The following is a 10,441-nucleotide window of genomic DNA, read 5'->3' as shown; positions in this document are numbered from 1 at the left end:
TCGGCGGCGCCGCTCGGCGCCGGCCAACGACTACAACGACCGGAGACCAGCATGACAAGCTTCCTGCGCTACGCGCAGCAGGGCCACATCGTGACCCTGACCATGAACGAACCGGAGCGGCGCAATCCCCTCACCGGCAACACCGCTGTGGCCGACTTCCTGGAGGCCATCGACCGTATCCACCGTGACGGCAGCGTACGCGCGGTGATCATCACCGGCGCCGGCACCGCGTTCTCCTCGGGCGGCAATATCCGCGACATGGAGCGCCAGGCTTCGGGCCAGGTGCCCGGCATGGAGATTCGCCAGGACTACCGCCTGGGCATCCAGCGGCTGCCGCTGGCGCTGTTCAACCTGGAGGTGCCGGTGATCGCCGCCGTCAATGGCGCGGCCATGGGCGCGGGCCTGGACCTGGCCTGCATGTGCGACATGCGCATCGCCTCGGAGCAGGCGCAGTTTGCCGAGAGCTTCGTCAAGCTGGGGATCATTCCGGGCGATGGTGGCGCATGGCTGCTGCCGCGGGTGATCGGCCTTGCACGCGCCGCGGAGCTGACCTTCACCGGCCAGGTCATCGATGCGCGCCAGGCGCTGGAGTGGAACCTGGTCTCTCGCGTGGTGCCGCCGGATCAACTGCTGCCCACGGCCAATGAACTGGCCGAACGCATCGCCGCCAATCCGCCGCATGCGGTGCGGCTGGCCAAGCGCCTGTTGCGCGAGGCGCTGCATACACGCCTGGATACCTTGCTGGAATTGTCGGCCGGCTTCCAGGCGTTGTCGCACCAGACTTCGGACCACCGGGAAGCGGTGTCGGCTTTCCTGGAGAAGCGCAAGCCCGAGTTCACCGGCAGCTGATCCAGCGTCGTTCCCACATCCATCAAGAGACATCCGGAGACCCACCATGCAGCAAGCCGTCATCGTCGACGCCATCCGTTCGCCCATGGGCCGCTCCAAGCCCGGCTCCGCCTTCACCGAACTCCATCCCACGGAATTGCTGGCACAGGTGCTGGCCGGGCTGGTCGAGCGCAACAAGCTGGACCCCGGGCTGGTGGAAGACGTCATCACCGGCTGCGTGAGCCAGGTCGGCGAGCAATCGGCCACGCCCGGCCGCGTGGCGTGGCTGGCTGCGGGGTTCCCCGAACATGTGCCCTCCACCACCATCGACCGCAAATGCGGGTCCAGCCAGCAGGCCGTGCATTTTGCCGCGCAAGGCATCATGGCGGGCGCCTACGACATCGTGATTGCCTGCGGCATCGAATCCATGAGCCGCGTGCCGATGGGCTCGGGGCGCATCGGCCAGAATCCGTATGGCCCGTCGTTCGAGGCGCGCTACGCGCCCGGGCTGGTGTCGCAAGGCGTGGCGGCGGAGCTGGTCGCGGCGCAGTGGGAACTGTCGCGCGACGATCTCGACCAATACTCCGCGCAATCGCACCAGCGCGCGCACCAGGCGCGAGAAGCCGGCGCCTTCCGCCGCGAGATTCTGCCGGTCCGTACCGCCGCGGGCCTCGTCGAGCACGATGAAACCATCCGCCCCACCACCACCGCCGAGCGCCTGGCCACGCTGGCGCCGTCCTTCCGCGACGAAGCGCTCGGCCAGCGCTTCCCGCAGATCGGCTGGCATGTGACCGCCGGCAATGCCTCGCAGATCAGCGACGGCGCCGCCGCCATCCTGCTGATGAGCGAGCGCGCCGCCTCCCGCCTCGGCCTGAACGCCCGCGCGCGCTTCGTTGCGTTCGATGCCTGCGGCGACAGCCCCCTGACCATGCTGACCGCGCCGATTCCATCCAGCAAGCGCGCGCTGGAAAAGAGCGGCCTCAGCCTCGATGCGATTGCACACTACGAGATCAACGAGGCCTTTGCCTGCGTGCCGCTGGCATGGCAACGCGCGCTAGGCGCCGACCCGGCACGCCTGAATCCGCGTGGCGGTGCGATCGCGCTCGGGCACCCGCTGGGCGCCTCGGGCGCGCGCCTGATGACCACGATGCTGCACGCGCTGGAAGACAGCGGCGGGCGCTACGGCCTGCAGTCGATGTGCGAGGCTGGGGGCATGGCCAACGCCACCATCATCGAACGGCTCTGAGCTAATACGCATACAGCATTGATACCTGGAACCAGGAGACACAAGATGAAGCTTGCCAACATGTCCGCCGTTGTCACCGGCGGCGCCTCCGGGCTGGGCCTCGCCTGCGCCCGCCGCCTCACCGAGCGCGGCGTTGCCGTGGTGATCGCCGACCTGTCCGAAGAGAATGGCGCCGCCGCCGTGCAAGAGCTCGGCGATCTCGCCCGCTTTGTCCAGGCCGATGTCTGCGACACCGCGCAGATGACCCGCGTGTTCGACGCGGCCGACGCGCTCGGCACCATGCGCGCGCTGATCCATTGCGCCGGCGTGGGCGGCCCGGTGCGCCTGGTAGAGAAGGACGGCCAGCCCGGCTCGCTGGAGAAATACGAATCGATCGTGCGCATCAACCTGGTCGGCACCTTCAACACGCTGCGCCTGGCCGCGGCCCGCATGGCCCGCAACGAGCTGGTCGATGGTGAGCGCGGCGCCTGCGTGCTGACGGCCTCGGTAGCCGCGTATGAAGGCCAGATCGGGCAGATCCCTTATGCGTCGGCCAAGGCCGGCATCGTCGGCATGACGCTGGTGGCGGCACGCGACCTGGCGCAGCGGATGATCCGCGTCTGCACCATCGCGCCCGGCCTGTTCGACACCCCGCTGCTGGCCCGCCTGCCGGAGAACGTGCGCGCCTCGCTCGGGGCCTCGGTGCCGCACCCGGCGCGGCTGGGCATGCCCGATGAATTTGCCTCGACCGCGCTGCATATCCTGGAGAACGCCATGCTCAACGGGGAGACCATCCGCCTCGACGGCGCGATCCGCATGACACCGCGCTAAAGGCGTTGCCGTTGCGGCGGTGGACAGGCAGAGCCGGACCATACCGGCCGCCGCGCCCGTATCCGGGCACCATGCATCCCGGAGGAGACACCCCCATGCATACCAAGCTGTTCAAGCGCTTGCCTGCAAAGCCCCGGGCTCCGGGTTGGGGAGAGGGGTGTGCACGACAACGCAGATCCGGCTTTGTCAGCAAGCTGACAGACCTGATGCATTCGCCGAAGCCGCCGAACGGGCCAAAGCCGCGCGCCATGACGACGGCTGCCTCTCCCTCTCCCCTCACGGGGAGAGGGAGAGGGGTGGCTTAGCTAGGAGCCACTTGAAGCGAAGCCCGTCGTGTTTTCCAGCACGCAGGCGTGACAAGCGCCCGCCCTCTCCCCCAGCCCCTCTCCCGCGCGCGGGAGAGGGGAGCTACGCTGGCGCTGGATTTCGCTTGGACCCTGCCTGCAATTCGCGCTCCGGCCGTCCCGGAGCCATCCGGTTTCGAATCTGGTTATCATGGTCCAGTCACCATCACCGCCAGCATGAACGAAGCACCTCCTATGCGAAACCGGATCAACGAAGAAATCACCTTGCGCAAGCTCGAAGTCCTGCTCGCCTACATGGAGACGGGCAACCTCGCCAAGGCCGCCGAGGCGCTGGATGTGAGCACGGTCAGCGTGCACCGCGCGCTGCACTCTCTGGAAGAAGGCATGCGCTGCGCCCTGTTCCGCCACGAAGGGCGCAACCTGCTGCCGACCGAAGCCGCGCACGTGCTGGCGGATGTGGCTACCGATGTCATCAAGGCCATGGCCGACGGCATCCGCGCCACGCGCCAGGCCGCCGGGTACTCGGCCGATCACATGAAAATCGGCTCGCTCTATTCGCTGACCATCCGCACGGTGCCGGACGTGGTGATCGGCATCAAGGTCAGGCGGCCGGAACTGCAGGCGGAGCTTGTGCTCGGCTCCAATGCCGACCTGCTCTTCAAGCTCAAGCAAGGCGCGATCGACGCCGCGCTGATGGCCATGCCCGAGCCGGATCCCGAGATCGAATCCATCGCGCTGTTCGAAGACGAGATCTACTTCGCCGCACCGGCGGATTCGCCCTACGCGCGGCAAGCCTCCATCGACCTGCGGCAATGCCGGGACGAACCCTTCGTCACGCTCAGCGAGGGCTTCATCACCTACCAGGGCTTCATGGAAGCGTTCCGCATCGCCGACTTCACGCCCAATGTGGTGATGAAGGTCGGCGACATCTTCTCGCTGATGAACCTGGTCAGCGGCGGCGTGGGCTACGCGCTGCTGCCCGGCCGCGTGCGCGATGTGTTTGCGCACAAGGTGGCGCTGATCCCGCTGGCCGCGCAGTACCGGCTGCGCCAGACCATTGGCCTGAGCTTTCTGCGGCGGCGTGAGCGGGATCCGAATTTGCTGGCGCTGGCGGCGGTTTGCCGGTTGACGATGCGCTCGCCGCAGCCCGCCTAGCCGACGATCGCCTTGGTCGCCAGGAACAACAGCGACGGCCCCAGCAGGCAACCCAGCCCGGTGTGGAACGTGGCCACCAGCGCACCATAAGGCACCAGCCTGCGATCCGTTGCGGCCAGCCCCGCGGAAACCCCGCTGACGGTGCCGGCGAGGCCACCGAACACCATCGCGGCGCGCGGGTTGTTCAGGCCGAGAAAGCCTGCCGCCATGGGCGTGCCCACCATCACGATGATGGCCTTGATCAGCCCGGTGGCGATGCTCAGCGCGATCACGTCGGAACTGGCGCCCAGCGCTGCCCCGGTGACCGGCCCCACGATATACGTCACCGCGCCGGCGCCGATGGTGGTCATGCTGACCGCATCGCTGTAGCCAAAGGCGCGCGCCACGACAGCACCCACGATAAACGGCAGGATGGTGCCGAGCAGCAGCGACACCGCGCCGACCAGCCCGGCCTTGCGCGCCTCGGTGACCTGCACCTCGAAGGCGGTGGCGACGATGGCGAAGTCGCGCAGCATGGCGCCGCCCATCAGGCCGATGCCGGAGAACAGCGAGAGATCCGCCAGGCCTTTTTCCTTGCCGGTGACGATGCCGCCGTAGTAGGCCAGCAGCAGGCCGATGACGATGGCGATGGCGGAGGCATGGACGCGCCCGAAGGTCAGCCAGCGCGATAGCCTTGATGACAGCCACATGATGATCCCGACCGCGGCGAACGCGGTGACCAGGGCATTCTGCAGCAGGATGTTCTCGATAATGTGCGAGATGGAATGCGGCATGGCGGCGTCCTTAGCGCGAAGCGTGGCTGGGGTTGGCTTCCGGCGAGAGCAGCGGCGGCAGTGGCGCGTGGTCGCCGGTGCGGCTGAGCACGGCAATGCAGCAGGCAGACACCAGCACCGCGCCGACTGCCGCGATCAGCGCCACCGGCCCGCCGCGCAACGCGGCGACCACGTTCTGCTGTGCCGCCATCGCCACCACCACCGGGATATACATCGCCCCCCAGAAGCCCACGCCCGCCTCGGTCTCCTTGGGCAGAAGCCCGCGTCCGTGCAGGTAGAGCCGTATCGAGATCAGCAGCAGCATGGCGATGCCGACGCCGCCCACATTGGCCTTGACGCCGATCGCGATGCCCAGCAGCTCGCCAAGGAACAGGCCGACGAGATGGCAAAGCGCCAGCAAGGCGGTTCCGTAGATGATCATGGTGGTGTCTCCTGTTGGCCCATCGGCAAGATTGCGCGCGGGCTGGTTCTAGGTTTGATGGATGCAATCTAGGCGAGCCATCGCACTGCATCAATCAACCCGGCGAGAGAATCGTTAGCGTGGGATTAACGGCGGGAAACGGATATCCGGCGCACTTGTGACCAAGCCAGCCCTTGCGTGGCGCGCGGCGGCGTACGGGCCGCGCGAGACGCGGCGCGAACGCCTGGCATGTCGGGCCGCCAACACTTACACCTAGAGTAACGATGCCGCGCCGGGCGTCATTGCTTGCGCCGCGCGCGCTGCGTATCTTGGTGCCATCCCTAGCATCAAGCACACCGGAGACGCGATGCCGAACCCAGCCACGGACCGACAGTGGGACACCCGCCGCACCGAAAAGCGCCGCCGCATGGCACGCGGCGCCGCCTTTGCCAGCGGCCGTGTCGTGCCCACCGCCGACATCGTCCCATTCCTCGAAGCCATCACCGCGCCGGGCGACCGCGTGGTGCTGGAGGGCAACAACCAGAAGCAGGCCGACTTCCTCTCGCGCTCGCTGGCCGAGGTGGACCCGGCCAAGGTGCATGGCCTGCACATGATCATCCCGAGCGTGAGCCGGGTGGAACACCTCGACCTGTTCGAGCGCGGCATTGCCAGGAAACTGGACTTTGCCTACGCCGGCGCGCAGAGCCTGCGCATCTCGCAGTTCCTGGAAGATGGCCAGCTTGAAGTCGGCGCGATCCACACGTACATCGAGCTGTACGCGCGGCTCTATGTGGATCTCACGCCCAACATCGTGCTGATCGCCGGCTACAAGGCCGACCGCGATGGCAACCTCTACACCGGCGCCAGCACCGAGGACACGCCCGCCCTGGTGGAGGCCGCCACCTTCCGCGACGGCATCGTGGTGGCCCAGGTCAACGAGATCGTGGACGACCCCGCCGGCCTGCCGCGCGTGGATATCCCCGGCTCGTGGATCGACTACGTGGTGCAGGCGGACAAGCCCTTCTTCTGCGAGCCGCTGTTCACGCGCGATCCGCGCCTGATCAAGCCGGTGCACGTGCTGATGGCCATGATGGCAATCCGCGGCGTGTACGAGCGCCACCAGGTGCAGTCGCTCAACCACGGCATCGGCTTCAATACCGCGGCCATTGAGCTGATCCTGCCCACCTACGGCGAGTCGCTCGGCCTCAAGGGCAAGATCTGCAAGTACTGGACGCTGAACCCGCACCCCACGCTGATCCCCGCCATCGAGTCCGGCTGGGTGGAGAGCGTGCACAGCTTCGGCAGCGAGCTCGGCATGGAGAACTATGTGGCCGCGAGGCCGGACGTGTTCTTCACCGGCGCAGATGGCTCGATGCGCTCCAACCGCGCCTTCTGCCAGCTAGCCGGCCAGTACGCGGTGGACCTGTTCATTGGCTCCACGCTGCAGATCGACGGCGACGGCCATTCCTCCACGGTCACGCGCGGGCGCTTGTCCGGCTTTGGCGGCGCGCCCAACATGGGCCACAACCCGGGCGGGCGGCGCCATCCCACGCCGGCATGGCTCGACCTGATCGAGACCGACGACCCGCTCGCGCGCGGCCGCAAGCTGGTGGTGCAGATGGTGGAGACCTTCCAGGCCGGCGGCAAGCCGACCTTTGTCGAGTCGCTCGACGCGGTGCAGGTGGCCAAGGACAGCGGCATGCCGCTGGCCCCGGTGATGATCTACGGCGACGATGTCACGCACGTGCTGACCGAGGAAGGCATCGCCTATCTCTACAAGGCACGCTCGCTGGAGGAGCGCCGCGCCATGCTGGCGGCCGTGGCCGGCGTGACGCCGATCGGCCTGCGCCACGACCCCAGCACCACGCGCCGCATGCGCAGCGACGGCCTGATCGCGCTGCCCGAAGACCTCGGCGTGCAGCGCAGCCAGGCTACCCGCTCGCTGCTGGCAGCCAAGAGCATGGCCGACCTGGTCGACTGGTCCGGCGGGCTGTACGAGCCGCCGGCACGCTTCCGGAGCTGGTGATGGCTAACCCCGCATGGCTTGCCCGGCGGCACGTTGATGCCGGATTCGACCCCGCTGCCATCGCACTGGCCGATCTCGCGGTCAGCGCGCTGATCGACGAGGCCGCGCTGTCGCCCAAGCCCGGGCTGGTGGATGGCCGCGGCAATGGCGCCCACGCCGATCTCAACCTGGACCTGATGCGCGTCTCGGCGCGCGCGCTGCATCCTGCTTTTGTGGAGATGGCGGCGGCGGGCATGCGCGCGGCGCGGCCCGGCGTGGCGCTGCGCGAGCGGCTGGGCGCGCTTGGCCGCGAAGCGGAGGCCGCGATGATGCGCGCCACCGGCGGCATCAATACGCATCGCGGCGCGATCTGGAGCCTGGGGCTGCTGGTTGGCGCCGCGGGGCTGCACCGTCACGCAGGCTCGGCGCATGGCATCGCGCGCTGCGCTGGCGCCATCGCCCGCGTCCCCGACCGGCACCGCCCCGCGCGTACCGGCCACAAGGGCGAACGCGCCTGCATCGACTACGGCGTCGCCGGCGCGCGCGGCCAGGCGCAGGCCGGCTTCCCGCACGTGCTGCGCGCCGGGTTGCCCGAACTGCAGCGCAGCCGGGCGCGCGGCGACGCCGAGCCCAGCGCGCGCGTGAACGCACTGCTGGCCATCATGCAGCGGCTCGATGACACCTGCGTGCTGGCCCGCGCCGGCCGCGAAGGGCTGTCGCTGATGCAGCAAGGCGCGAGCCGGGTGCTGGCCGCCGGCGGCATCGGCACGCTGGCCGGGCGGCGCCTGCTGCACCAGCTCGAGGCCGGCATGCTGGCCTGCAACGCCTCTCCCGGCGGCGCCGCGGATCTGCTCGCCGCCACTTTTTTCCTGGACCGGCTGCCGCTTGCGGTGCCGCCGGCCCATTGCCCAGCGCAAGGAGACAAATAATGGAACAGCTCCAGTTCGAATATCCCGCCGGCGCGCCGGCAAGCCAGCGCGTGCTGGTTGGCGTGGTCGGCTCCGGCGATCTCGAAGTCATGGTGGAGCCCGGCACGGCCGGCACCACGCAGATTCATGTCACCACTTCGGTGGACGGCTACGGCAAGGTCTGGGACGCGCAGCTCTCGCGCGTGTTCAGCGCCGCGCCGCGCGCCGCCATGCGCATCCGCATCCATGATTTCGGCGCCACGCCGGGCGTGGTGGGCATGCGGCTGGCGGAAGCCTTCGAAGCGCTCGGCGCCGATGGCAAGGAGCAAGCATGAACCACGCAGCGCTGCTGAACCGCGAGAGCTTTGTCGAGCTCGGCGCGCGTGCCCGCGTGCATGCGCTGCTCGATCCCGGCACCTTGCGCGAACTTGCCGGCCCCTTCGACCAGCTGGTCTCGCCGTGGCTGGAACGCCAGGGCGTGGTGCCGCAGGCAGATGACGGCGTGGTGGTGGCCAAGGGCCGCATCGACGGCCAGCCCGCCGTGGTCCTTGCCATCGAAGGCGCGTTCCAGGGCGGCAGCCTCGGCGAGGTGGGCGGCGCCAAGATCGCCGGCGCGCTGGAGCTTGCCGCGCAGGACAACCGGCGCGGCGTGCCCACGCGCGCCGTGATCCTGTTCGAGACCGGCGGCGTGCGGCTGCAGGAAGCCAACCTTGGCCTCGCGGCTATCGCCGATATCCACGCAGCCATTGTCGATCTGCGCCGCTACCAGCCGGTGGTGGGCGTGATCGCCGGCACGGTAGGCTGCTTCGGCGGCATGTCGATCGCGGCGGGCCTGTGCAGCTACCTGGTGGTGACGCGCGAGGCGCGCCTTGGCCTGAACGGGCCGGCAGTGATCGAGCAGGAGGCGGGCGTTGCCGAATACGATTCGCGCGATCGTCCCTTTATCTGGAGCTTTACCGGCGGCGAGCAACGCATCGCCACCGGGCTGGCCGACCGCTACGTCGAGGATAACAGCGATGCCATCCGCGCCACGGTGCGAGAGGTCCTGGCGCAAGGCGTGCCAGGCGAGCATCGCAGTGAACGCTATGCGCATTACCTGCAACGCCTGGCCGAATACGATCCGGCGCGCCAGCCGGAGCCGGCAACCGTCCGCACCATCTACGCACACGGAGTAAAGCCATGAGTTCAGCAAACACGCAGGGCCGCGGCGAGGCCTGGCTCGCGGCGCTGACGCGCAATGCCCCGCGCCGCCCCGGCTATCCCGCCACCGTGCAGGTGGCCGACGCCGAGTTGGCGGGCCAGCCGGCACGTTTCATCGCGGTGGTGCCCGACGCCGCCAATGCCTTCCCACGCGTGCGCGACGGCGAGGTCGGGCTGCTTGAAGGCTGGTCGCTGGCGCAGGCCGTGCACGAGATCGTGCTGGCCGACCGGGACGCCAGGATCAAGCGACCCATCGTGGCCATCGTCGATACGCCCAGCCAGGCCTATGGACGGCGCGAGGAAGCCTTCGGCATTCATCAGGCGCTGGCCGGCGCGGCCGATGCCTACGCCACGGCGCGGCTGCAAGGCCATCCAGTGATCGCGCTGCTGGTCGGGCGCGCCATGTCGGGCGCCTTCCTCGCGCACGGCTACCAGGCCAACCGCCTGATCGCGCTGACGGATGCCGGCGTGCAGGTGCACGCCATGGGCAAGCAGGCCGCCGCCCGCATCACCATGCGCAGCGTGGAAGACCTGGAGAGCTTTGCCGCCACCGTGCCGCCGATGGCGTACGACATCGGCAACTACGCCACGCTGGGACTGCTGTGGAAGCAGGTTGGCGTCAGGCAAGCGGCGCAACCGGACGCAACCGACCTCGACACCGTGCATGGCGCACTGCAAGCCGCCCTGGCCGATATCCAGGCCGAGCCGCAACGCGACCTGCGCAGCCGCCTGGGGGGAGAAAACCGCCAGGCTTCCAGCCGCGTACGCGAAGTGCTCGCGCAGCAGTGGCCGGACTGAAGCCGTTGCAAGA

Annotated in this window: 11 protein-coding genes; 9 read left to right on the top strand and 2 right to left on the bottom strand. The window is 68.7% G+C overall.

The features are described 5' to 3' along the window. Positions 1-51 precede the first annotated feature (51 nt). The 4 genes from ACYP5B_RS35265 to ACYP5B_RS35250 all read left to right on the top strand — a co-directional run bounded on the left by ACYP5B_RS35265 (position 52) and on the right by ACYP5B_RS35250 (position 4,344). On the top strand, positions 52-849 hold the full coding sequence (locus ACYP5B_RS35265; RefSeq protein WP_400102094.1) for a crotonase/enoyl-CoA hydratase family protein: 798 nt from the start codon (positions 52-54) through the stop codon (positions 847-849). A gap of 46 nt (positions 850-895) precedes the next feature. Next, positions 896-2,074, top strand: a complete 1,179-nt coding sequence (locus tag ACYP5B_RS35260; protein ID WP_459572746.1) for a thiolase family protein — start codon at positions 896-898, stop codon at positions 2,072-2,074. Between the two features lie 45 nt (positions 2,075-2,119). Then, complete coding sequence (locus ACYP5B_RS35255) at positions 2,120-2,884, top strand: SDR family NAD(P)-dependent oxidoreductase (RefSeq protein ID WP_459572745.1); 765 nt, start codon at positions 2,120-2,122, stop codon at positions 2,882-2,884. 539 nt (positions 2,885-3,423) lie between these two features. Beyond that, positions 3,424-4,344, top strand: coding sequence for a LysR family transcriptional regulator (locus tag ACYP5B_RS35250; protein ID WP_267605567.1), 921 nt, complete (start codon positions 3,424-3,426; stop codon positions 4,342-4,344). On the opposite strand, the gene madM is transcribed toward ACYP5B_RS35250, so the two are convergent. After that, positions 4,341-5,117 (bottom strand): malonate transporter subunit MadM, encoded by a 777-nt coding sequence (gene madM / locus ACYP5B_RS35245; RefSeq protein ID WP_267605566.1) that lies wholly within the window; start codon positions 5,115-5,117, stop codon positions 4,341-4,343. The genes ACYP5B_RS35250 and madM overlap by 4 nt on opposite strands. A 10-nt stretch (positions 5,118-5,127) precedes the next feature. Beyond that, a complete protein-coding gene (gene madL, locus ACYP5B_RS35240) occupies positions 5,128-5,538 on the bottom strand; it encodes a malonate transporter subunit MadL (RefSeq protein ID WP_318237004.1) in 411 nt (136 codons plus the stop codon). Positions 5,539-5,884: 346 nt separating this feature from the next. Here madL and mdcA point away from each other — a divergent pair, with 346 nt between their 5' ends. The 5 genes from mdcA to mdcE are packed head-to-tail and all read left to right on the top strand — an operon-like array spanning position 5,885 to position 10,428. Beyond that, positions 5,885-7,543 (top strand): malonate decarboxylase subunit alpha, encoded by a 1,659-nt coding sequence (gene mdcA / locus ACYP5B_RS35235; protein WP_400103522.1) that lies wholly within the window; start codon positions 5,885-5,887, stop codon positions 7,541-7,543. Further along, positions 7,543-8,451: a triphosphoribosyl-dephospho-CoA synthase gene (locus ACYP5B_RS35230; protein WP_459572744.1), complete on the top strand. Its 909-nt coding sequence runs from the start codon at positions 7,543-7,545 to the stop codon at positions 8,449-8,451. Before mdcA ends, ACYP5B_RS35230 begins: the two co-directional genes overlap by 1 nt. Beyond that, the gene (locus ACYP5B_RS35225) at positions 8,451-8,765 is read left to right on the top strand and encodes a malonate decarboxylase subunit delta (protein ID WP_400102434.1); all 315 of its coding nucleotides are present in this window, start codon (positions 8,451-8,453) and stop codon (positions 8,763-8,765) included. Before ACYP5B_RS35230 ends, ACYP5B_RS35225 begins: the two co-directional genes overlap by 1 nt. After that, entirely contained in the window at positions 8,762-9,613 is an 852-nt protein-coding gene (locus ACYP5B_RS35220; protein ID WP_459572743.1) for a biotin-independent malonate decarboxylase subunit beta, read from the top strand. The genes ACYP5B_RS35225 and ACYP5B_RS35220 overlap by 4 nt, the downstream gene beginning before the upstream one ends. Then, positions 9,610-10,428, top strand: coding sequence for a biotin-independent malonate decarboxylase subunit gamma (gene mdcE, locus ACYP5B_RS35215; RefSeq protein WP_400102432.1), 819 nt, complete (start codon positions 9,610-9,612; stop codon positions 10,426-10,428). The genes ACYP5B_RS35220 and mdcE overlap by 4 nt, the downstream gene beginning before the upstream one ends. Positions 10,429-10,441 lie beyond the last annotated feature (13 nt).

It is taken from the genome of Cupriavidus sp. 8B (genome assembly GCF_054589115.1).
Note: the sequence above shows the minus strand (reverse complement) of the source record. Positions and strands in the feature narration are given on the sequence as shown.